This is a genomic window from Streptomyces atratus (genome assembly GCF_014648655.1).
Lineage (GTDB): Bacteria > Actinomycetota > Actinomycetes > Streptomycetales > Streptomycetaceae > Streptomyces > Streptomyces atratus.
Genome location: NZ_BMRN01000016.1, coordinates 56,520 through 78,300 on the forward strand (window position 1 = coordinate 56,520; position 21,781 = coordinate 78,300).

Here is a 21,781-nt window from a genome sequence, read left to right on the forward strand (position 1 = left end):
AGTCTGCCCGTCGTGATCGACGGGCGTTATCCGTACACATACTCAGACGGTCGCTTCCCGCAGGGCCTGACGGCAGAGCGCGTCGGCCCTGCGGGTGGTCTCCGGCTGACGGAAGTCGCGGGCCAGCAACAGGGTGTGGTCGCAGGCGTTGTCCAGGCCGGTCCGGTGTCCGACGGAGACGAAGACCGGCTTGATGCCGTCCTGGGTGCGCAGCGCCCGGCCCACCTCCTCCTCGCCGTCGAGCAGCGGCGACCAGTCACCCCGGCGGGGGCCCGGTTGCTCGTACGAGAAGGTGAACGGGTTCTTGGCGACGCCGATCACCGGCAGTCCGGTGAGTACCCCGAGGTGACTGGCGAGTCCGAAGCGGCGCGGGTGCGCCAGGCCATAGCCGTCACAGACCACGAGTCCGGGGTCGGCCGGCAGGGATTCCAGCGCGGCCAGCACGGTCGGGATCTCCCGGAAGGCGAGCAGTCCGGGGATGTACGGGAAGGTGACCCGGCCGACGGCAGTGGCCTCGGCGACCACGTCGAGCGTCGCCTCGTCGAGGACGACCGCTGCCGCCACGACGACATCGCGCTCGTCGTCATAGGCGACGTCGACCCCCGTGACCCGGCCGGTGCCGGGCGGCGGCCCGGGTTCGTCGAGCACCACCCGGGGGCGCAGGGCGTCCTGAAGGGCTCGGGCTTCGGCCTCGTCGGCGGGCATCGGGAGCGTTGTCATAGTGCTGTCAAGTTTAGGCAACGGCCGCGGTGGGCGGCCCGGCAGCGGGCCGGGCGGGACTTCGCGGACACGGCCCGGGGCCGACGCGCCCCCGCCCCGTAGCCTGGAGATCATGTTCGTACTCGAGTTGACCTACACCGCGCCCGTCGAGCGTGTCGACGCGCTGCTGCAGGACCATGTCGCCTGGCTGGCCACGCAGTACGCGGCCGGGGTGTTCGTCGCGTCGGGCCGCAAGAACCCGCGCGACGGCGGGGTGATCCTGGCCGTCGGGGACGACCGCGCGCAGATCGAGAAGATCGCGGCGGGGGATCCGTTCACGGCACAGGGCGTGTGCACGTACCGGATCACGGAGTTCATCGCGACGAAGACCTCGGACGAACTCGCTCCGTACCGGCAGCAGTTGCCCGGGTAGCGGATATACGCCACCCGGTTACCCGGGCACCACTCCTCGATCGCCGGACGGGCCGGAGCGGCGGCCCTCCCTTGCCCTGATCCGCCGGGCGCCCCCTAGCGTCCCGCGCGCGCCACCCGTCCGCTCTCGCCCGCGGCCCAGCAGCCGCCGTCCGGTGTGCAGTCGACCGTGTCGTACGACCCCGTGTCGACCGTGCGCCAGGTGCGGCCGCCGTCCGCGGTGAGGTCCGTGCCGGTCGGGCCGACCGCCAGCGCACCCGACCTGCTGTGCGGGAGCCAGGCGACGCCCGAGCGGTAGGCGGCCGGCGGGCCGGCGGACCGCTGCCAGCTGCGGCCGGCATTGCCCGTCACCGCCGCGGCGTTCGGCGACGGCAGGCCGGCCCGGTAGTCGCCGCCGACCGCGATGCCGTGGTGGCGGTCGCGGAAGGCCAGACCGAAGACGCCGCGTGCCGGTTCGCCGGCCGGGATCGTGGATTCGGCCGCGGTCCAGGTCAGCCCTCGGTCGGCGGAGTGCAGCACCCGTGCGGTGGCGGCGCCCCCGGTCGCCAGCCAGACGTCCTCGGGACCCGATGCGACCAGGCACTGACCGCTGGCGGCGAACCCCGCCTCACCGGCCAGGGCATCCGGCATGCCCGCACTGGGCAGCACCCGCCAGCTCCGGCCGCCGTCAGCGGTCGACAGGATGCGGTACTTCCCGTCGACGGGATCGCTCAGCGCAAGTCCGTGCCGGCTGTCGAAGAAGGTGAGGCAGTCGTAGAAGGCGCGGGCATCGGTGTTACGGAACGACTCCGTCCAGGTCGCTCCCCCGTCATCCGTACGGAACACCCTGGAGGCCTCGCCCTCCCCGATGGCCAGTGCCACCGCGCGCCGGGCGTCGAATGCCTCGATGTCACGGAACTCCAGCGCCTCCTGAGCCGCACCGGGCGGTGACACATCGCGCCAGTGACGGCCGCCGTCCGAGGTGTGCAGCACCGTGCCCTTCGAACCCGCGACCCAGGCGGTGCGACGGCTGACGGCGGCGAGGCCGCGGAAGCGGGCGTCGGTCCCTGTCCCGGTGAGCGTCCAGGCCGGCCGTTCGCCGGGCCGGTGCCGCTCCCCCGGTGCAGCCGCGGCTGCCGGTGTGGCCAGTGTTGCGGTCAGCGCCGCCGCACAGAGCCCCCATGACATCAGTCGTCTCGTCTTCCCCTTGGCCCTCATGGCGCTGGAAGCTAGCCCACGAGCTGCGCTCCGTCCAGGGTGCACCGGCGGTAAGTGAGCACTCGATCGGTGCGGCGGCGGGCGGTGATACAGCTCACGCCACCTTCCGATGCACGGTTGAGGGAGTTCCGTCGTCTACATCAGTGCCGGGAACCGTTCATCTGGCCGAGAAAGGGAGCAGGTCTTGTCCACCGTTATCGAGCAGTCCGTGCAGGCCCGCATGGTCGCATCCGCACCGCGGATGGAGACCCTTCCCGCCACCCTGCAGTACGACCGGAGGGATCCGTTCGCCGTACGCATGGCGTTCCCCGCGACGGCGACCCTGGAGGGCACCGATGTCTCCTGGGAGTTCTCCCGCGAGTTGCTCGCGGCGGGGGTGGACTCGGCCGCCGGTGTCGGGGACGTGCGCATCAGGCCGTTCGGATATGACCGCACGGTCCTGGAGTTCCATGCCACCGAGGGAATCGCGATGGTGCACGTCCGCACTGCGGACCTGCGCCGTTTTCTCGAGCGGGCGCAGGAACTGGTACCGGCCGGCGACGAGCACCGGTTCCTGGATCTCGACCGGAGCCTGACCGATCTGCTCGGCGGGGCCTGCTGAGCCCGCGTCGGGCGGGAGGCGAGTTCGTACGCCGCAGGTGGTGCTGTGGCCCGGCAGGAGTCGAGTGACATCACGGCCGAGGAGAAACGCGCGGGAGTGCGATCGGTGGGGGACGAGGTCGGTGCGCTCGCACTGCCGGTCGAGGAATCGCGCGACTTCACAGCAAGGGCGCCAACTGCTTCCGATTCGGACTCGATGACCAGGGCAAGGCGTACGGCGGCTCCACCACGGACACCGCCGCCTACGTCAGCGACTCCATCGAGGCGCTGCGGGCGCTGATCTCCGCGGTGAAGTCCGGCGCGGCGGACCATCTGCTCCGAGCGCCCCGGCCCGACCGTGCGCCGCGCCCCCGTACGCGCCCGCTCCGAGTACGCCGACAGCTCTGAGCGCTCCGCCGACGGGGGCCGGCCCGACCCGCATAAGATCCCGATCGCCCGCAGAATCCAGACAGAAGCTGTCCGGTATCGCGGTTAGCTTCGGCGGCATGGATAGGAACACGGACCGGAGCATCGTCATCACCGGGGCACGCGCGAACAATCTGCGCGATGTCTCGCTCACCGTCCCCAAGGGGCGGATCACCGTCTTCACCGGAGTCTCCGGGTCGGGCAAGTCGTCGATCGTCTTCGACACCATCGCCGTGGAATCGCAGCGCCAGCTGAATGAGACCTTCACCTGGTTCATCCGGAACAGGCTGCCGAAGTACGAACGGCCCCATGCCGACGTCATCGACGACCTTTCCGTGGCGATCGTCGTCGACCAGAAGCCGCTGGGCGGCAATGCCCGCTCCACCGTCGGCACGATGACCGACATCTGGTCCGTGATCCGGGTGTTGTTCTCGCGCTGCGGGACGCCGAGTGCGGGACCGGCGACCTCCTACTCCTTCAACGACCCCAGCGGGATGTGCCCGGAGTGCGACGGTGTGGGGCGCACGGTCCGCCTCGACATCGACCGGGCGATCGACGTCACGAAGTCGCTCAACGAGGGTGCCCTGCTGCTGCCGGGGCTCTCGGTGGGCAGCTGGGAGTGGCAGCTGTATGCCGGTTCGGGACGCTTCGACAACGACAAGCCGCTCGCGGAGTTCACCGAGGAAGAACTTCAACTCCTCCTGTACGGAAGTGGGTTCACCGTCCGGCTGGAGCTGAAGTCGGCTTCCGCGGACATGCGGTTCGAGGGGATCGCCGATCGGTTCACCCGGCTCTTCCTGAAGCGGGACACCGAGTCGCTCTCCGAGCGGCGGCGCGAGGCCGCCCGGCGTTTCACAACCGAAGCGGTGTGCGCGTCCTGCGGCGGCGCCCGGCTGAACGCGGCCGCGCTGGCCACCCGTATCGACGGGCTCTCCGTCGCCGACTACGGGCGGATGGAGGTGGCCGATCTGGTGGGCGTCCTGGCCGGCATCGACGATCCGGTGGCCGGTCCGATCGCCTCGGCCGCCCGCGAACGGCTGGAGCGCCTGGTGGGCATCGGGCTCGGCTATCTCAGCCTGGACCGGGAGACCACCACGCTGTCGGGCGGCGAGGGGCAGCGACTCAAGATGGTCCGGCATCTGGGCAGTTCACTGACCGGGCTGACGTTCATCTTCGACGAGCCGAGCGTGGGCCTGCATCCGCGTGATGTCAGCAGGCTGAACGATCTCCTGGTAAGGCTGCGCGACCGGGGCAACACCGTCATCGTCGTCGAGCACGACCCGGATGTGATGGCCGTCGCGGACCACATCGTCGACATGGGCCCGAGAGCGGGCACCGACGGCGGACATGTCGTGTTCGAAGGCCCGGTGGACCGGTTGCGCGAGGCGAACACCCTCACCGGCCGGTGCCTGCGCCACCGGACTGCGCTCAAGGAGACCTTCCGCTCTCCCACCGGATGGCTGCCGGTGACGGGCGCCGCGCTACACAACCTCAAGGGCGTGGACGTGACGTTCCCCGAAGGTGTGCTGACGGTCGTGACCGGAGTGGCCGGATCCGGCAAGTCGACGCTGGTCTCCCGGGTGTTCACGGCGGCGTACCCGGACGCGGTGGTCATCGATCAGGGGGCGATCACCGCGTCGTCCCGCTCCACGCCGGCCTCGTACCTCGGAGCACTGGACTCCATCCGCAAGGTCTTCGCCAGGGAGAACGGAGTCGATCCCGGCCTGTTCAGTTTCAACTCCTCCGGGGCGTGCGGGCATTGCTCGGGCCGCGGCATCATTTTCACCGATCTCGCATTCATGGACCCGGTGACCACCACCTGCCAGGTCTGCGAGGGGCGGCGCTTCCACGACGATGTGCTGAAGCACCGGGTGGGCGGCGCGTCGATCGTCGACGTACTGGAGATGACGGCCGCCCGGGCGGCCGAGCTCTTCGACGACCGGGCACTGCTGCGTAAGCTGCGCACGCTCGACGACGTCGGCCTGACCTATCTGACACTGGGGCAACCGCTCAGCACGCTCTCCGGTGGTGAGCGTCAGCGCATCAAGCTCGCCACCCGGCTGCACCGGACAGGCAGCGTGTACGTTCTGGACGAGCCGACCACCGGACTGCACATGGCGGACACCGGCACGCTCGTCGATCTGCTGGACCGGCTGGTCGACGCGGGCAACAGTGTGATCTGCGTGGAGCACAACCTCGAGGTGCTCAAGCGCGCGGACTGGGTGGTCGACCTCGGCCCCGAGGGTGGCAGAAACGGTGGCGAGCTGGTCTTCGAGGGGACCCCGGCGGCGCTGCTCGATCATCGCACATCGTTCACGGCCGAGTATCTGCGCCGGGATCTGGGGCTGGAGCGTCCAGGCGCCGGGACCTGAGCACTTTTCCGAGCCCACAGAGCCCGACACGTCCCCCCATTGATGGATATGAGGGAGTTCGGTGCGCCCGACAGTCGAGCGCACTGTCAGGCACCACACCCCTCGCGACCTGCGCACATAACGTTACGTAATCGGGCATCGCGGGGGCCGGCTTGGCGATGGCCTTACTGCCGCTTTAACCTACGGTCTCGTAACCTACGTATCCGTAGGTAATTCTCCCGTCCCCAGGAGTCCCCGTGACGATCACCGCTCCCCACCTCGGCAGCCCGAAGGCGTGGACCGACGCCCAACTGCTGTACGCCCTGGAAGAGGTGGTGGAGAAGGAGCTCAACCGCCATCTCAAGGTCGCCAAGGACTGGATGCCCCACGAGTACGTGCCGTTCTCCGACGGGCGGAACTTCCCCGGCGTCTTCGAGGACGGTGAGGCCTGGCAGGCCGATCAGTCCAAGGTCACCGACATCGGCAAGGTCGCGCTGGTCGTGAATCTCCTGACCGAGGACAACCTCCCCAGCTACCACCACGAGATCGCATCCCTCTTCGGCCGCGACGGCGCGTGGGGCACCTGGGTGCACCGCTGGACCGCGGAGGAGGGGCGGCACGGCATCGTGATGCGCGACTATCTGCTCACCTCGCGCGCCGTCGACCCGGACAAGCTGGAGCAGTTCCGGATGGCGCACATGGCGGAGGGCTTCGAGTCCGACAACCGTCACTCGATGCTGCACTCCGTGGCGTACGTCGCCTTCCAGGAGCTGGCCACCCGTGTCTCGCACCGCAACACCGGCCACCAGTCGGGCGACCCCGTCTGCGACCGCATGCTGGCGCGGATCGCGACCGACGAGAACCTGCACATGGTCTTCTACCGCAACCTCCTCGGTGCGGCCTTCGAGCTCGCTCCGGACCTGACGATGCAGGCCGTGCGCGATGTCGTCGTCAACTTCCGGATGCCCGGTCACGGCATGCCGGGCTTCGAGCGGGCCGCCGCGCAGATGGCGATCGGTGAGATCTACAACATGCGCATCCACCACGACGACGTGATCCAGCCGGTGCTGCGCTACCTGAAGGTCCTCGACATCGACGGCCTGGGTCCCGACGGCCTGAAGGCGCAGGAGGAGCTGGGCCTGTACATGGGCGGTCTGGACAGCGAGGCGGCCAAGTTCGACGAGAAGCTGGCGGCCCGCAAGGCGCGGCTGGCAGCGCGCGCCCTGGCCTGACGGCCCGCACGGCTGTCATCGGCCGCCGGCCGGGCCACTGCTCCGCAGTCCTGTCCGGCGGCCGAGGGCCTGTCCGACCCTGAATCCACCGACGGGCCGGGGCACAGCGCCCCACGCCGGGCTCACATCGTTTCGTGCAGGTCCTGGGCGTAGTGCTCGATCGCCCGCCGGTACTGCCGCACATGCGGGTCCTCGCTGGTGGCGGCGAGCAGTCTCAGCAGCAGCTGCACGGATTCATGGTGCTCGCCGGTGTTGAAGAGCGCCATGGCGAGAAACGTCCGCAGTGCCCCGTCGTCGGGGAACCGCTCGACACCGCTGCGCAGGACCTCGACGGCTCTCTCGTACTGTCCGAGCACCCGATGGGTGCTTCCGAGGCCGAGCAGCGCACCCCGGCGGTCCTCCTCCGACAGCCCCGTCCCGTCCAGGCAGCGTTCGTAGAACGGCACGGCCTCGGCTTCCAGACCGAGCACATCGTGGACCCAGGCGGTCTGGTAGGCCACTTCGGGATCGGCGGGGAAGGCGGCGGAGAGGGACAGCAGTTGCTGTCTCGCTTCCTCGGGCCGTCCGTCGGTGCGCAGCCGCACCGCCGCTGCGAGCAGAGCGTCCCTGTCGTGATCATTCATGCGGACATCGTCCCAGGCGTCCGGCAGTGCCCGTCCGGCCGGGGGAGCTCCGGCCTGGAGGTGCGGATGCGGCCGGTGCCCCGGGCGGGCCGGATCGCCCTGCGGGCAGGGTCGGTTCAGGCCCGTTCGCGACCGGTTCTGCGCAACCGGTCCCGCTCCTTCTCGGAGAGGCCGCCCCAGACGCCGAAGCGCTCATCGTTGGCGAGGGCGTACTCCAGGCAGGCCTCACGCCCTTCGCAGGCGTTGCAGAGCTGCTTGGCCTCACGGGTGGAGCTGCCGGGAGCAGGAAAGAAGAACTCGGGCCCCGCCTGCGCGCACAGCGCTGTCTCCTGCCAGGCGAGCGCGGGGTCGACCGCGGTGTTGATCAGCATGGAAGTCACAGTGCCCGGTCGCGATAAACGACTGATCAACGCCTCATCAATACGGCGCGCCGAAAACTTCCGGTCAGCCTTCCGGCGTCTGCGCGCTCTTGATCAGAGCGAATTCCGCCCCGTCCGGATCGGCGACGTCGGCGAACTTGCCCACGCCTTCCATCTCCATCGGTTCCAGCGTCAGTTTGCCGCCCAGCCGCTCCACCTCCGCGACGGCGGCGTCGCAGTCGTCGACCTCGAAGTAGGGCAGCCAGTGCGGCCCGGCGACCGCTTGTGCGGCAACGGCGTTGAGCGGCACCAGACCGCCGAAGCCCGCGTCCTCGCCGCCGCCCTTGGTCCGGATCACGGTATAGGACCCACCGCCTCCCGGGAACGGCGTCTGCACGGTCTCCCAACCGAATACGGAGTCGTAGAACGCGGCGGCCGCCGGGACGTCCGGGGTGTACAGCTCGGCCCAGCACAGGGAGCCCGGTACCCCCACCACGCCGAGGCCCGGATTCTCCTTCGGCTCCCAGATGCCGAAGAACGCCCCCGCCCGGTCCTTGAATCCGGCCATCCTGCCGAAGTCCAGGACATCCATCGGGGCGAACGGCACACTGCCGCCGGCCTGCTCGACCGCCTTCGCCGTGGCATCGGCGTCCGGCGACTGGAAGTACACGGACCAGGACGGCTTCGCCTGCTCCTCGGTGACCGTCATCGCGCCCCCGGCCGTCTTCCCGTCCAGCGTGAACATGCCGTAGCCGCCGGCCTCCGGGCTTCCGGCCAGATACTCCCAGCCGAAGAGACCGGTGTAGAACGCGACGGCCCCGTCGAGGTCGGGCGTGCCCAGATCGATCCAGTTGGGCGCTCCGGTGACAAAACGGGTGGTGAGCATGGTGAGCTCCTTCGATGAGCCCCGTTCTTGCGGTGGCAGGGATCCTTCCTGACGTTCCGAGTCTTGCACCGGGCACTGACGACCGCAGCCCGCGGCCCTCGGGCGGGCCGCGCTGCCGTACGCCGTACGCCGCACAAGGACGGCACGCGGATGGCCAATATCCGCCGCCGCATTGCGTACGAGCACCGGCCCCATGGATGATCTCCGTCATGACCACCAGAAAGGCTCATGCCGCGTAGGCGCCCCTTCCTCCGGCCCTCGGCCAACGCGCCGCCGGTCCCTGCGGATGTCCGCAGCCGACCGTTCACGCAATCTGCCGAGGAGCACCATGGAGCCCGTCCGTCTGACCGAGTACGCCCGCATGCCGCGCGCATACAGGCGACTGCACCTGTTCAACAGCACCGTCGATGCCCACGGCCGCACACACTGGCTGCTCAGCGAGCGCGCGCCCGGGCCGGGGCCGGTCGATCCGTACGACGCCGTGGTCGTCACCGCGGACGACGGCCATGTGTACGAGACCCACCTCGGTGCGGTCCAGCTGTACCGGCCCGAACTGGACGCCCTGCCCGACGGCGGTTTCGTGCTCGCGGATGCCCGCAGCAAGGCCGACGAGCAGCATGTGCAGGTCTTCGACGCGCTCGGACGGCCGTCGTGGACGTTCCGGATGGGCGACGGTATCGAGCATCTGCTGGCCGACGCATCGGGTGATCTGTGGGTGGGCTACTTCGACGAGGGGGTGTACGGGGACGATCCGCTCAGCCACCCCGGTCTGCGGCGCTGGAGCAGCACGGGCGAACCGCTCTGGTCGTTCAGCCCCGGGCCCGGTCTGATCGACATGTCCGACTGCGGTGCGCTCAATGTGGACGGCACGACGGCTTGGGCCTGCCCGTACATGCACTACCCACTGATCGAGGTCCGCCCCGACGGCACCGTGAGGGTCCGTACGACGCGGATGAGCGGCGTGCGCGGCATCGCGCTCGATGACGAGCGCGTGGCGTTCCTGCACGGGGTGAGCACGCTGACGTACGGCTGGATCACTGAGGCGACCGTCGAGCCGGAGCAGGGGTCCGCACAGCTGGTCCGGCCCGACGGCAGCGCGTTGGCGAACAATGGCACGGTGTGTCGCGGCACGCGTATCCACGTCCGGGAGCGGAAGGGGACGGACTGGTGGGTGCTCGACATCGCCAGGAGCTGACGAAACCGGGCCGGTACCGTACGGCGGCCCCCGGCCACCGTACGGAACGTCGGCCGCCGCGCGTCAGCCCTTCACCCCCAGCGCCGGATGCACCGTCTCCGCCACCCGGTATGCCTCCTCCAGCAGCGGGTTGCCGGAGAGGATGAAGGTGTCGACGCCCAGGTCCTCGAACTCCTCGATGCGTTCGATCACCTGGGCCGTCGAGCCGACGACCGCGGTACCGGGGCCGGGGCGGAAGAGACTCATGCCCGGCCACATGTTGGGGTGCACCTCCAGCTCCCGTGCGTGCGCGGGACCTTGCCGCCGTGCTGGTGGAACTGGCGCTGCCAGCCCACACCGTCCTCTCCCGCGCGCTCACCGAGCCGACGGGCGTACGTCGCGTCGCTGGTGACGTCCAGGAGCCGGTCCGCTGCCGCCCAGGCCTCGTCCTCCGTGTCGCGGACGATGAGGTGGAGGCGCAGTCCGATCCTGAGGGTGCGCCCGTACGCGGCGGCGCGCGACCTGACATTCTCCAGCTTCTCCTTGAGCAGCTGTGGAGGTTCGCCCCAGGTCAGGAAGGTGTCGACGTGCTGGGCCGCCATCTCGATACCGGGGTCGGAGGAGCCGCCGAACCAGAGGACTTCGGTCGCCATGTCGTCACGCCGCCTGATCCGCGGCGGCACCGGCCCGGGCACGGGCGACGGTGACCGGCTGGGCCGGCTCTCGTACCACCAGCGCGGTCTGCATCCGGCCGCACCGGAGCTGACCGATCTCGCCGAGCGCACCGGCGCCACCGCCGACCTGGCACTGCGCAGCGGCCCCCACGCCGTGATCGTCGCCGGTGGCTCGGTCACTCCGAAGACGGGGCTGCGCAGGCCGCTGCACTCCACCGCGCTCGGCAAGGTGCTCCGGGCCTGGGCCCGGCCGGGCGAGGGCGGGCCCTCCTCGCACCCTCCGCTCCCCGCGTTCACCGACGCACGATCATCGAACCGGCCGCGCTGGAGACCGAGTTGGCAAAGGTACGGACCGACGCCTATGCGCTCAACGACGGCGAGTCGGCGTACGGGGTACGGACCCTGGCGGTCCCGGTGCTGGACGGCGCCGGGCATGCACGCTTCGCTCTCGCGGTCCGGGCCACGCCGTCGGTGATCACAAAAGCGCGCACCGAGTGGTTCCTGTCGCAGGCCCGCTCCTGTGCCCGGGCCCTGGAGGTCCTGCTGCTGTCCCCGGCGGAACGCCGACCGCCCACGCCCTGAACCGAAGGCACTGTCGGCGCCGCGTGGCACGATATGAATCGCCCGGGGCAGGTGCCGGGCAGGACGGCAGCCAGGCTGCGCGGACAGAGGAACGTACATGACAGAGGCCGGACCGACGGAGGCCGGGGCGCCCACGGGAAGGGACGCCCGGGAACTGCTGGCGCAGGCCGAGCGGCTGCTGGACACGGCGCGCGCGGTGCTGGCCGATCATGCCCGCACCGTCGATGCGGTGCACACGGCGCTGACTCCGCTGCTCGACTCGCTCATCCGTCGCGAACTGTCGGCCATCCCGGTATCCAGACTCAAGGACGTCACCGAGGGCAGACTGCGGCTCGGCGCGGTCGAGCAGGCCGGCTTCACGACCGTCGGCCAGGTCCACGAGGCAAACCGTTATGAGCTCCGCCAGATCCCCGGGGTCGGCTCTCAGACCGCCGACCAGGCGCTGGCCGCGGCCGGGCAAATCGCCCACGCGGTACGGGACACCGTCGCGGTCCGGATAGACGTGGACACCCCGGACGAATCCACGACCGCACTGGTCACCGCACTGCACCGGCTGGTCGAGGCCGGTCCGGACGTCCGCCGGGCCGTCGATGCGGCAGGCCGGCTCATCGGACGTCTTGAGCCCTTGCTCACCGCGGCTGGGCCTGCGCGGGGGCGGCTGCGCATGCTGTTCACCCGGCGCCACGCCCGCGCCCAGGCGCTGGAGGCCGTCGCCTCGGTACGGGCTGCCGTCGCCGAAGCGGCTGCGCGCGGGCTTCCCCTGCTGTTCGGGCAGGTGTCGGTCGATCTGCTGCGGGAGGCGAATTCGGACGTCGCGGCGTGGGTCGACTTCGAGCTGCGGTCCGCCGAGTACTACAGCCTGCTGGCAGAGATGTCGGGCACCAACCCCGACCGGGACGCGGCCGAGGGGTTCCTCCCGTCCGGGATCGCGCACCGGGTGCGCGGTCTGCGGCTGGACGACGCCCATCTGCGCGTCTCCCTGCGCGGCTATCAGTCGTTCGGCGCCCGGTTCGCGCTCGCACAGAAGCGGGTGATCCTCGGCGACGAGATGGGGCTCGGCAAGACCGTCCAGGCCATTGCCGCGCTCGCGCACCTCTCCGCGCGGGGCGAGACACACTTCCTGGTGGTCTGCCCGGCGAGCGTGCTCATCAACTGGGCGCGCGAGGTCCGTTCCCGCTCCACCCTGCGCGCGCTGCCGGTGCACGGCCCCGAGCGGCACGGCGCCTTCGCCGAGTGGCGCGAGACCGGCGGAGTCGCCCTCACCACGTTCGACGCCCTGCACACCCTGCCGGCCCCCCGGGACTGCGGCATGAGGCCCGGCATGCTGGTGGTCGACGAGGCGCACTACGTCAAGAACCCCGAGACCCGCCGCTCCCGGGCGGTGTCCGGCTGGACGCAACGCACCGAACGGGTGCTGTTCCTGACCGGTACGCCGATGGAGAACCGGGTCGAGGAGTTCCGCAGCCTCGTCCGCCATCTTCAGCCCGAACTGGCGCCCTCGATCCACACCACCCATGGGGCCGCCGGTTCGCACGCGTTCCGCAGGGCCGTCGCCCCGGCCTATCTGCGGCGCAATCAGGAGGATGTGCTGACCGAACTCCCGGCGCTGGTGCAGGTCGACGAGTGGGAGGAGTTCAGCGAGGAAGATCTCGATGCCTACCGCGAGGCGGTGGGCGCCGGGCAGTTCATGCGCATGCGCCGGGCCGCGTACGCCCGGCCCGCCACGTCCGCGAAACTGAACCGGCTGCGCGAGCTGGTCGCAGAGGCCGCGGACAATGGCCTCAAGGTCGTCGTGTTCTCGTACTTCCGAGAAGTGCTGCTCACGGTCCAACAGGCCCTGGGGACGGGGGTGTTCGGGCCGCTCTCGGGGAGTCTCCCGGCTGCCCGGCGCCAGGAGGTGATCGACCGGTTCGGTGCCGTCGAGGGCCATGCCGTCCTGCTGAGCCAGATCCAGGCGGGCGGTGTCGGACTGAACATGCAGGCCGCCTCCGTCGTCATCATCTGCGAACCGCAGATCAAGCCGACGATGGAGCACCAGGCGGTGGCCCGCGCCCATCGGATGGGCCAGATACGGACCGTCCAGGTGCACCGGCTCCTCGCGGCCGACACTGTCGACGAGCGGATGCTGAACATCCTGGCCCGCAAGGAGCGGCTGTTCGACCTGTACGCACGGCGCAGCGACGTCGCCGAGACGACGCCGGACGCCGTGGATGTGTCGGACGGGGCTCTGGCCCGACGCATCGTCGAGGAGGAACAGCTGCGCCTCGCCACTGGCACGGCCGAAGCAGCCGGAGCGGTGTCGGAGAACTGACTGCGTCAGGACCCGTGCGCCGCCGTGTCGTGGGCGGCCGACTCCTTCGCCGTCTTGCCCGGCACGGTGTCACCCGAAGCGGTCTTGTCCGGCGCGGGCTTGTCCTGCGCGGGCTTGTCCTGCGCGGGCTTGTCGTGGGTCGTCATGTCGTGCGGGTCGTACCCCGGCACGGTGCCGTCCGCCTTGGCGACCAACAGCAGTCCGGCCATGCCCGTGTCGGAGTGGCTCTGCACATGGCAGTGGTACATCCAGGCACCGGCGCCGACGTGTTCGCCCGCGATGACCTGGAAGCCGAAGGAGTCCGCCGGGCCGACGATCTTTGTGTCGATCACGCGGCTCGGGTCGTCGGGGCCGGTGAGCAGACCGGTCCGGTTGTCCGCCCAGCGATGACCGTGGATGTGGAACGTGTGGTAAAAGTCGCCGTGCGTGATCATGACCACTTCGAGCCGGTCCCCCACGGTGGCCTCGAAGTCGGGTGCCTCGTGGGCCGCCTTGTTGTTGATCGTCATGTCGTTGAAGACGATCGTGATCGTCTTGTCCGGCAGGATGTCACCCTTGCGCCGGACGATCACCGGACCGTACAGGCCCTTCCGGATGCCGCCGGTGCCGTGATCCGTACCGACGACGTGGTCGTGGTAGTGCCAGTAGCCCGCACTGCCCGGCTGCCAGGTGCCGTCCTTGCGCCGGCCCGGCACATGGGTGCGCCAGGTGTATGTGCGGGTGCCGCCCGGTTCGACGATGCTCTTGTTCAGCCGGGTGCCGTCGCTCGCGATGTCGTAGTCGACGCCGTGCACATGAAGGCTGGCCGGCACATCCATGGTGTTCTCGAACTCGATGTGCAGGGTGTCGCCCTCGTTGATCTCGATGAGCGGTCCCGGGATCGACGCCTTGCCCTTCTCCAGGCCATATCCCATCCGACCGTCCGTCAGCTTCTCCGCGTACAGCTTGAGATGGCGGACGACACCTCCGGCCGGGGCGGTCTTGGGCGGGGGTTCCGCCGAGCTGGCCTCGATCGTACCGAGCGACAACGATGTCACTCCGGTGGCTGCCGCCACTCCACCGCCGACCAGAATCCGCCGGTTGAAGCTCCTTCTGTCCATGTCGAACTCCCCACTGCACTAAGGAATTTACGGAGTTTTTGCGAACTTGCCCAGAACGCGGAGACTGCGTAGACCGCGGAGGTTACGGAGGTTACGGGGATTGCGGCGGCTTCAGAGGTAGCAGAGGTTGGCAGGGCACACGTGCCGCCCGGACGGCCCACACCGTAGCCGGGGGATCTTTGTTTATCCACACCCAGGACAAAGTTCGTGCCATTGCTGCCATAGCTATTGGCGAGCCGCGAAAAGAGGTCTAGCTTCATCCGCTGTTGCAGTGACCAAAGAGGGGTGGGTGACCACATGCAGCGCACACCACATCACAGGTCCAGATCGCGACGCGGACTTGCGGTGGCCCTGGTGGCCGGCGCACTGACCGCTTCCCTGCTCGGCGGCAACGCCGCCAGCGCCAGACCCTATCCGGAACCGCCGCGAAGCCTTGCGACAACGTTGTCCCTGCCGTCGCCGCCGGGCGGCGCCAACGTCAAGGTGCTGGTGTTCCATGCCTCCGCCACCGCGGAGTCCCCGACCGTCGACGCCGGGATCGCGGCGATCGAGAAGATCGGGCTCACCGGGCCGGAGGCCGGTCGGTTCCGGACCGTCGCCACCGACGACCCGGCCGTCTTCACCAACGGCAAGCAGCTCGGCAAGTACAACGCCGTCGTCTTCCTGACCGGTGGCGGCGATGTGCTCGACCCGGAGCAGGAGGCCGGTCTCGAGGCGTACATGGAGGCGGGCGGCGGATTCCTCGGCATCCACGACGCGGCGCGCACCGAGCCTTACTCGGACTGGTTCACCGGCCTGATCGGAGCCCGTCCGGCAGCCGGCAGCCCAACCACCGTGCAGCGTGCGACGGTTGAGATCGGAGACCGGCAACATCCGGCGACCAAGAATCTTCCGCTGGAGTGGAAGCGCCCGGACAAGTGGCTTAACTGGACGAAGAACCCGTCCGGCGATGTGCACACCGTGGCGCGCGTCCGGGAGATCACGTACAAGCCGGGCGCGAGCGCCAACGGCTGGGACCACCCGGTCTCCTGGTGCCGGGACTACGACGGCGGCAGGTCCTTCTACACGGCGATGGGCGGTACGGCCGACAGCTTCGCGGAGACCGACTTCCGCGACCATCTGCGGGGTGCGCTCGACTGGACGACGCGGATCTCGCAGGCCGACTGCAAGGCGACGATCACCTCCAACTACAAGGCGGAGCGCGTCACCCAGCCCAATCAGCCGGGCCACAACGACCAGATCGGCGAGCCGCACGGCCTGGTTGCCGCCCCGGACGGGCGGGTGCTGTACATCGGGCGCGGTGGCGCCGACAGCAGCAAGCCGGTCGTCATCGACTGGAACAACCCGGACATCGGCAAGGGTCTGGGACAGATCCATGTCTACGACCCGAAGACCAAGAAGGTCACCCTCGCCGGTGAGCTGACGATCTTCGGCAACAAGGGTGGCGGCGACGAACTGGTCAAGGTCGAGGAGGGGCTGCTCGGGATCGAGCTGGACCCGGACTTCGAGAAGAACGGCTGGGTGTATCTGCACTACACACCCCACTCGAAGATCGACCGCGACAAGCAGATGGCGGTACGTCAGGTCTCCCGCTTCACCCTCGATCCGGCCACCAACAAGCTCGATCTGTCCTCCGAGAAGGTGCTGTTGCACTGGCCCGTCCAGATCCACAGCTGCTGCCACGCGGGCGGCGGGATGGCCTGGGACTCCAAGGGCAACCTTTACATCGCGACCGGTGACAACAACTCCTCCGGATTCAGCGACGGTTACTCCGGAAACAACCCGCAGCCGAACTACAAGGGCGTCTCCTTCGCCGATGCCCGGCGCACCGCGGGCAACACGAACAACCTCAACGGGAAGATCCTGCGGATCCACCCCGAGGACGACGGCACGTACACACTGCCCGAGGGCAACCTCTTCACCGGCAAGGAGCCCGATGAAGGCGGCGGCAAGACCCGCGGCGAGATCTATGTGATGGGGGTGCGCAACCCCGCCCGGATCTCCGTCGACAAGACCACCGACACGCTGTACGCGGGCTGGGTCGGCCCCGACGCGGGTTCGCCGAGCACCACCTGGGGTCCGGCCAAGTACGACACGTTCGCCGCGATCACCAAGGCGGGCAACCACGGCTGGCCGTACTGCATGGGCAACAAGCAGCCCTACCGGGACCGCAATCTGCCCGACCCGAGCACGCCGCTCGGCTGGTACGACTGCGACCACCCCAAGAACGAGTCTCCGAACAACGACGGCCTGGTGAACCTGCCGCCCATCACGTCCAACACCATCTGGTACTCGCCGCAGGGCGGTGGCGTGGACTATCCGCGCGACGCGAACGGCATCCCGAGCTACAAGGTGGAGGAGCAGAAGCAGCTGCTCCCGTGGCTCAAGGGCGGCGGTCAGGCCACGATGAACGGCCCGGTCTACCGGTACGACGCGGCGAGCACCAGCGCCGACAAATGGCCCTCCTACTGGGACGGCAAGTGGTTCGTCGGTGACTTCTACGACGGCACCCAGCCGCGGCACGCCGTGCTCACCGACCCGAAGACGGTCGGCAAGGGCGGTCTGCCCACGCACGCCGAGTCCCTGAAGAAGATCATCCCGGTCGGCGCGGACGGCATCCGCAACCTGATGGACTGGAAGTTCGCCCTGGACGGTTCGCTGTACGTCCTCGACTACGGGCGCGGCTTCTTCACCTCCGACTCCAAGTCCGCGCTGTGGCGTGTGACGTACAAGGGCGGCGGTCCGACCCCGGCTGCCGAGGATCTGGCCAGGAAGGCGGCAGTGCAGTGAGACACCGTTCGGTCTTCTCGCGACAGCGGTACCGGCCCAAGCAGTTGTGGCTCGCCCTGCTGGGTTCGTTCCTGATGGTGCTGGGGCTGACCTCGACGGCGGCCTACGGCCGTACGGCGGCTCCCGCCGCTGCGGCGGCCGACCAGGTCCTCACCTGGACGGCGGGCGACCCCATCGACCATTATCTGTCCGCTCCGAAGACCGCGGTGGCCGGCAAGGCGACCATCGTCTTCGAGAACAGCGCGGCGACCGGCAACACCACGGGGATGCCGCACACCCTCACGTTCATCGTCTCGGACCCGGAGTTCAACAACGACGTCACGCTGAACATCCTGGCCAACCCGGCCGACGACCAGGGCGGCAGGCACACCGCCGAGGTCACGCTCTCCCCCGGCCGGTACTTCTACCGCTGCACCATGCCGGGGCACGAGGCGATGCAGGGCATTCTCACCGTGACGGACGGCGGCGGTACGGACACCACCGCGCCCGAGACCTCTGCGAAGGTCGACGGCGACAAGAACGCCGACGGCGCGTACATCGGTCAGGCGACGGTCGCTCTCTCGGCGACCGACGACAGCTCCGGTGTCGACACCGTCGAGTACGCGGTCGGGGCGGACGGCGCCTGGCAGCCGTACACCGCACCGATCGTGGTGAACGAGGTCGGGACGCACACGATCCGGTACCGCGCCACCGACAAGGCGGGCAACACGGCAGCGGAGAAGTCGGTCGGCTTCGCGGTCGCCGCGCCGCCGACGGACGACAGGACGCCACCGGAGACCTCGGCGACCGTGTCCGGTGAGAAGGACGACCAGGGGCGGTACCTGGGGATGGCGACGGTCACCGTGACCGCCTCCGACACCGGGTCCGGCGTCAACACCATCGAGTACGCGACCGGGGCGGACGGCGCCTGGCAGCCGTACACCGCGCCCGTGATGGTGCACGAGACCGGCACGCACCAGGTCCGCTACCGGGCCACCGACAAGGCCGGCAACGCGGCGGCCGAGAAGTCGGTCGACTTCACGGTCGTCGCACCGCCGACGCAGGACAAGACGCCGCCGGAGACCTCGGCCGAGGTCAAGGGCGACAAGAACTCCGACAACGCGTACATCACCAGCGCCAAGGTGACGGTCACCGCGACCGACGCCGAGTCGGGCGTGGACAAGGTCGAGTACTCGCTCGACGGCGGCCCGTACCTCGCGTACACCACCACCGTCATCGTCGACCGCGTCGGCTATCACACCGTCGCCCACCGGGCGACGGACAAGGCCGGCAACACCTCCGTGGCCAAGCAGGTGTCGTTCACCGTCGCGGAGAGCGGGGGCGTACCGGCGCCGAACTGCCCGGAGTTCGACGAGCGGCTCACCGTCATCGTCGGCACGGTCGACACCGGGGTCCCCAACCGCATCACCGGCAACCGCTGCACCATCAATGAGCTGATCGAGGACGAGAAGGACTGGTCGTCGCACGCGCTGTTCCTCAAGCACGTCGACAGCGTCCTCGACAAGCTGCTCGCCGCCGGTGTGATCGACGCCCGTGAGCACAAGAAGATCTACCGGGCGGCCAAGCAGTCGGGGATCGGCATGCCGGGCCAGGACGAGGGCTACAAGAAGCTCTTCGACGGCACGGCGGAGTCCTTCGCCAAGTGGCAGCAGGTCGGCGGCGGGAAGTTCGGGCTGAACCCGGACGGCACGATCACCAGCTCCACCGCTGTCGACGGCATGGGCATGCTCTGGTTCCCGGGCCGGCAGTACGGCGACTTCTCGCTCAAGCTCCAGTGGCGGGACGACGCCCCCGGCACGGGCAACGCCAACAGTGGTGTGTTCGTCCGCTTCCCTGACGTCCACGACAACCCGGAGGAGTCGCGTCCGGAGTGGGTCGCCATCAAGTACGGCCATGAGGTGCAGATCCTCGACCGTCCGGACGGCGACATGTACAAGACCGGCTCGGTCTACGGCTTCGACCGGATCGGTCTGGCCGGCGCCGGAGTCACGCCCAAGGGCACCTGGAACGACTACGAGATCCGGGTGGTGGACCAGCACTACTCGGTCTACCGCAACGGTGTCCTGCTGAACGAGTTCGACAACAACGGCGGCCAGGTCTTCGAGCCGCCGCGGGGCGACGACCCGGGCACCGACGGCCGGCGGTACGCCTCCGGTTACATCGGACTCCAGGTCCACAGCACCACGGACGTGGTCTCGTACCGCGACATCCGGATCAAGGAACTGTAGCCCGGACCGGCATCAGGTGGCCGTGGCCGCATGCTGAGGCATGTGGTCACGGCCTCCCGGGTGCCGGTGGCGCCATACCCAGAACACCGTGCAGGAGACCAGCGCCCATCCGGTGAGCACCAGGTACGGGAAGACCCGCTGGTGCCCCTGGTAGTAGACGGCGGCGTGCTGGGCGTTGACCGAGGCGCCCGGGGGAAGCCAGCGGCCGATGAAGCCGAGCACCGACGGCAGCAGCGGCCAGGACACCGCACCACCGGAGGACGGGTTTCCGAGCATCACCATCAGTCCCCAGGTGGGGATCATCGCCCAGCGCCCGATCAGGGTGTTGAACATCGTGAAGACCATGCCCGTGGTGAACATGGTGAAGGCGAGGATGAACCACGACTGGACGAACGGCAGGTCGACGGAGCCGAGCAGCCAGTCCACCACGGCGGCGATGGAGAACCCGCCGAGCAGGGCGTAGGCGACGGTGAACGCGACCCGCTCCAGTGGCTCCAACGCCTTGGCGTGCACACTCAGCTGGATCGCGCCGACGAACCCGACGATCACCGCGGCGAGCGAGATGTAGAAGAGAGCGAGGCCGCGCGGATCGCCCCGCTGCAAGGGCTTCACGTCCGTGACCTTCACCGGCACATGGGCCGCTTGCCCCACCTTCAGCGTGGACTCGGCGAGCAGCTGGGCGACCGACGCTCCGGACGCGCTCGCGACGTCCAGGCCGACCCCGCCGTTCTCGGACCGCAGGACGGCGAAGATCTTCTGCTCCTCCAGGGCGATGCGGGCCCGGGCCCCGGTGGCGTACTCGTGCAGCACCAGCGAGGTGTCGAGCGCGCCCTCCAGCCGGTCGAGGAAGACCTTGTCGCGCGGGGTGTCGAGGTGGCCGACCACGGCGGCCGGGATGTTGCGCGGGGTCGGGTTGGCCATCGCGTACGTGTAGGAGCCCGCGAAGAGACCGGCTGCGGCCGCGATGATGAACAGGAGCACGAGGGCGGGCAGATACGGGGACGCCTTGAACGCCGCCCAACGGTCACCGCGAGCCGGGGGCCGGGCATGTTCCCCTCGCGGGGTGACGGGCTCCAGGTCGGGTGCGCTCATGCATCGCCGTCCTCGTCGTGCCGGGCCCTGCTCGGCTGGACCCGTTTCGGTTCGCCCGGCATCTTCGGGTATTCCGGCGGGTACGGCAGGTCGCCGAGGCCGCGCTCCCGCTCGTCCCGGTCCGCCAGCTCCAGCAGCCTGTCGAGCCGGAAGGCGTGTTCGTCCATGTCCGCGTGCGCGTCGCCCACCTCGGCGTAGCGCTTCGGCATGGTCCTGATGTCGAAGTCGCCCGGTTCGGCGTCGTCGATCTCCTCCCAGCGCAGCGGGGCGGAGACCGGGGCGTGCGGAAAGGGGCGTACGGAGTAGGCGGAGGCGATCGTGCGGTCGCGGGCGGTCTGGTTGTAGTCGACGAAGATCCGCTCGCCGCGCTCCTCCTTCCACCAGGCGGTGGTCACCCGGTCCGGCATCCTGCGTTCCAGTTCGCGCCCGGCGGCGATGGCGGCGCGCCGGACCTCGGTGAAGGTCCACTGCGGCTCGATGGGCACGAAGACATGGATGCCGCGGCCGCCGGAGGTCTTGGGCCAGCCGCGCAGAGCGTGGTCGTCGAGCACGGACCGCAGCTCATGGACGGCCCTCACCGCGTCGGCGTAGTCCGTACCGGGCTGCGGGTCGAGGTCGATGCGCAGCTCGTCCGGATGGTCGGTGTCGGCGCTCCGGACCGGCCAGGGGTGGAAGGTGAGCGTGCCGAGGTTGGCGGCCCAGATGACGGCGGCGAGCTCGGTGGGGCAGATCTCGTCGGCCGGACGGCCGCTGGGGAACGCGATCCTGGCGGTGGGGATCCAGTCGGGGAGGTTCTTCGGGGCCCGCTTCTGGTAGAAGAACTCGCCTGCGACACCGTCCACGAAGCGCTGGAGGGTGGTCGGCCGATTGCGCAGGGCGCGCGTGATGCCGGGGCCCACGGCCAGGAAGTACTCGGCCACGTCCCTCTTCGTGTAGCCCTTTTCCGGGAAGTAGACCTTGTCCGGACTGGACAGCCGTACGGCCCGTCCGTCGGCTTCCAGCTCCACCGCTTTCCCCGCTGCACCCATGACGGTCACGGTAGGCCT

Annotated in this window: 16 protein-coding genes and 2 pseudogenes; 9 read left to right on the forward strand and 9 right to left on the reverse strand. The window is 69.3% G+C overall.

Translation table 11 applies throughout. The features are described 5' to 3' along the window. Positions 1-42: 42 nt before the first annotated feature. On the reverse strand, positions 43-720 hold the full coding sequence (locus tag IEZ15_RS24515) for an endonuclease V (RefSeq protein WP_229846090.1): 678 nt from the start codon (positions 718-720) through the stop codon (positions 43-45). Positions 721-832: 112 nt separating this feature from the next. Between IEZ15_RS24515 and IEZ15_RS24520 the strand changes: the two genes are divergently transcribed. Next, positions 833-1,132, forward strand: a complete 300-nt coding sequence (locus IEZ15_RS24520; RefSeq protein WP_189279382.1) for a YciI family protein — start codon at positions 833-835, stop codon at positions 1,130-1,132. A 95-nt stretch (positions 1,133-1,227) separates the two neighbouring features. On the opposite strand, the gene IEZ15_RS24525 is transcribed toward IEZ15_RS24520, so the two are convergent. Further along, positions 1,228-2,328 carry a WD40/YVTN/BNR-like repeat-containing protein gene (locus IEZ15_RS24525; RefSeq protein ID WP_229846091.1) on the reverse strand — a complete coding sequence of 367 codons (1,101 nt, stop codon included), beginning with the start codon at positions 2,326-2,328 and terminating at the stop codon, positions 1,228-1,230. Between the two features lie 184 nt (positions 2,329-2,512). Between IEZ15_RS24525 and ssgD the strand changes: the two genes are divergently transcribed. The 3 genes from ssgD to IEZ15_RS24540 all read left to right on the forward strand — a co-directional run bounded on the left by ssgD (position 2,513) and on the right by IEZ15_RS24540 (position 6,916). Continuing rightward, complete coding sequence (gene ssgD, locus IEZ15_RS24530; protein ID WP_189279383.1) at positions 2,513-2,929, forward strand: spore wall synthesis regulator SsgD; 417 nt, start codon at positions 2,513-2,515, stop codon at positions 2,927-2,929. 484 nt (positions 2,930-3,413) lie between these two features. Next, positions 3,414-5,705, forward strand: coding sequence for an ATP-binding cassette domain-containing protein (locus IEZ15_RS24535; RefSeq protein ID WP_189279384.1), 2,292 nt, complete (start codon positions 3,414-3,416; stop codon positions 5,703-5,705). A gap of 236 nt (positions 5,706-5,941) precedes the next feature. Then, a complete protein-coding gene (locus tag IEZ15_RS24540; RefSeq protein ID WP_093896254.1) occupies positions 5,942-6,916 on the forward strand; it encodes an acyl-ACP desaturase in 975 nt (324 codons plus the stop codon). Positions 6,917-7,038: 122 nt separating this feature from the next. Here IEZ15_RS24540 and IEZ15_RS24545 read toward each other — a convergent pair whose 3' ends face one another. The 3 genes from IEZ15_RS24545 to IEZ15_RS24555 form a co-directional block, all read right to left on the reverse strand. Then, positions 7,039-7,539 (reverse strand): tetratricopeptide repeat protein, encoded by a 501-nt coding sequence (locus IEZ15_RS24545; protein ID WP_189279385.1) that lies wholly within the window; start codon positions 7,537-7,539, stop codon positions 7,039-7,041. A 116-nt stretch (positions 7,540-7,655) separates the two neighbouring features. Further along, positions 7,656-7,910, reverse strand: coding sequence for a WhiB family transcriptional regulator (locus IEZ15_RS24550; protein ID WP_093896307.1), 255 nt, complete (start codon positions 7,908-7,910; stop codon positions 7,656-7,658). Between the two features lie 73 nt (positions 7,911-7,983). After that, positions 7,984-8,784 (reverse strand): VOC family protein, encoded by an 801-nt coding sequence (locus tag IEZ15_RS24555; RefSeq protein ID WP_114247799.1) that lies wholly within the window; start codon positions 8,782-8,784, stop codon positions 7,984-7,986. 328 nt (positions 8,785-9,112) lie between these two features. Between IEZ15_RS24555 and IEZ15_RS24560 the strand changes: the two genes are divergently transcribed. Beyond that, a complete protein-coding gene (locus IEZ15_RS24560; protein ID WP_189279386.1) occupies positions 9,113-9,979 on the forward strand; it encodes a hypothetical protein in 867 nt (288 codons plus the stop codon). A 63-nt stretch (positions 9,980-10,042) separates the two neighbouring features. On the opposite strand, the pseudogene IEZ15_RS44980 reads toward IEZ15_RS24560, so the two are convergent. Then, a pseudogene (locus tag IEZ15_RS44980) lies at positions 10,043-10,752 on the reverse strand (LLM class flavin-dependent oxidoreductase). Between IEZ15_RS44980 and IEZ15_RS24570 the strand changes: the two are divergent. Together IEZ15_RS24570 and IEZ15_RS24575 are read left to right on the forward strand one after the other, a co-directional pair. Next, positions 10,670-11,214, forward strand: a pseudogene (locus tag IEZ15_RS24570) (IclR family transcriptional regulator); the annotation flags it as partial. The pseudogenes IEZ15_RS44980 and IEZ15_RS24570 overlap by 83 nt on opposite strands. Positions 11,215-11,311: 97 nt before the next feature. Beyond that, complete coding sequence (locus tag IEZ15_RS24575; RefSeq protein ID WP_189279388.1) at positions 11,312-13,525, forward strand: DEAD/DEAH box helicase; 2,214 nt, start codon at positions 11,312-11,314, stop codon at positions 13,523-13,525. A gap of 5 nt (positions 13,526-13,530) precedes the next feature. Here IEZ15_RS24575 and IEZ15_RS24580 read toward each other — a convergent pair whose 3' ends face one another. Next, the gene (locus IEZ15_RS24580; RefSeq protein ID WP_189279389.1) at positions 13,531-14,625 is read right to left on the reverse strand and encodes a multicopper oxidase domain-containing protein; all 1,095 of its coding nucleotides are present in this window, start codon (positions 14,623-14,625) and stop codon (positions 13,531-13,533) included. Positions 14,626-14,976: 351 nt separating this feature from the next. On the opposite strand from IEZ15_RS24580, the gene IEZ15_RS24585 reads away from it, so the two are divergent. Together IEZ15_RS24585 and IEZ15_RS24590 are read left to right on the forward strand one after the other, a co-directional pair. Continuing rightward, positions 14,977-17,415 carry a ThuA domain-containing protein gene (locus IEZ15_RS24585; protein WP_189279442.1) on the forward strand — a complete coding sequence of 813 codons (2,439 nt, stop codon included), beginning with the start codon at positions 14,977-14,979 and terminating at the stop codon, positions 17,413-17,415. 74 nt (positions 17,416-17,489) lie between these two features. Next, positions 17,490-19,643, forward strand: coding sequence for an OmpL47-type beta-barrel domain-containing protein (locus IEZ15_RS24590; protein ID WP_373302614.1), 2,154 nt, complete (start codon positions 17,490-17,492; stop codon positions 19,641-19,643). Positions 19,644-19,655: 12 nt separating this feature from the next. Here the strand turns inward: IEZ15_RS24590 and IEZ15_RS24595 are convergent, their stop codons facing one another. Together IEZ15_RS24595 and ligD are read right to left on the reverse strand one after the other, a co-directional pair. After that, entirely contained in the window at positions 19,656-20,735 is a 1,080-nt protein-coding gene (locus IEZ15_RS24595) for an ABC transporter permease (RefSeq protein ID WP_189279391.1), read from the reverse strand. Next, complete coding sequence (gene ligD / locus IEZ15_RS24600) at positions 20,732-21,742, reverse strand: non-homologous end-joining DNA ligase (protein WP_189279443.1); 1,011 nt, start codon at positions 21,740-21,742, stop codon at positions 20,732-20,734. The genes IEZ15_RS24595 and ligD overlap by 4 nt, the downstream gene beginning before the upstream one ends. Between the last annotated feature and the right edge of the window lie 39 nt (positions 21,743-21,781).

Bases quoted from the DNA above. Each gene is read 5' to 3' on its own strand.
- IEZ15_RS24515 (WP_229846090.1), bottom strand. From the start codon at position 720: ATGACAACGCTCCCGATGCCCGCCGACGAGGCCGAAGCCCGAGCCCTT.
- IEZ15_RS24520 (WP_189279382.1), top strand. From the start codon at position 833: ATGTTCGTACTCGAGTTGACCTACACCGCGCCCGTCGAGCGTGTCGAC.
- IEZ15_RS24525 (WP_229846091.1), bottom strand. From the start codon at position 2,328: ATGAGGGCCAAGGGGAAGACGAGACGACTGATGTCATGGGGGCTCTGT.
- IEZ15_RS24535 (WP_189279384.1), top strand. From the start codon at position 3,414: ATGGATAGGAACACGGACCGGAGCATCGTCATCACCGGGGCACGCGCG.
- IEZ15_RS24545 (WP_189279385.1), bottom strand. From the start codon at position 7,539: ATGAATGATCACGACAGGGACGCTCTGCTCGCAGCGGCGGTGCGGCTG.
- IEZ15_RS24550 (WP_093896307.1), bottom strand. From the start codon at position 7,910: ATGCTGATCAACACCGCGGTCGACCCCGCGCTCGCCTGGCAGGAGACA.
- IEZ15_RS24555 (WP_114247799.1), bottom strand. From the start codon at position 8,784: ATGCTCACCACCCGTTTTGTCACCGGAGCGCCCAACTGGATCGATCTG.
- IEZ15_RS24560 (WP_189279386.1), top strand. From the start codon at position 9,113: ATGGAGCCCGTCCGTCTGACCGAGTACGCCCGCATGCCGCGCGCATAC.
- IEZ15_RS24575 (WP_189279388.1), top strand. From the start codon at position 11,312: ATGACAGAGGCCGGACCGACGGAGGCCGGGGCGCCCACGGGAAGGGAC.
- IEZ15_RS24580 (WP_189279389.1), bottom strand. From the start codon at position 14,625: ATGGACAGAAGGAGCTTCAACCGGCGGATTCTGGTCGGCGGTGGAGTG.
- IEZ15_RS24590 (WP_373302614.1), top strand. From the start codon at position 17,490: ATGGTGCTGGGGCTGACCTCGACGGCGGCCTACGGCCGTACGGCGGCT.
- IEZ15_RS24595 (WP_189279391.1), bottom strand. From the start codon at position 20,735: ATGAGCGCACCCGACCTGGAGCCCGTCACCCCGCGAGGGGAACATGCC.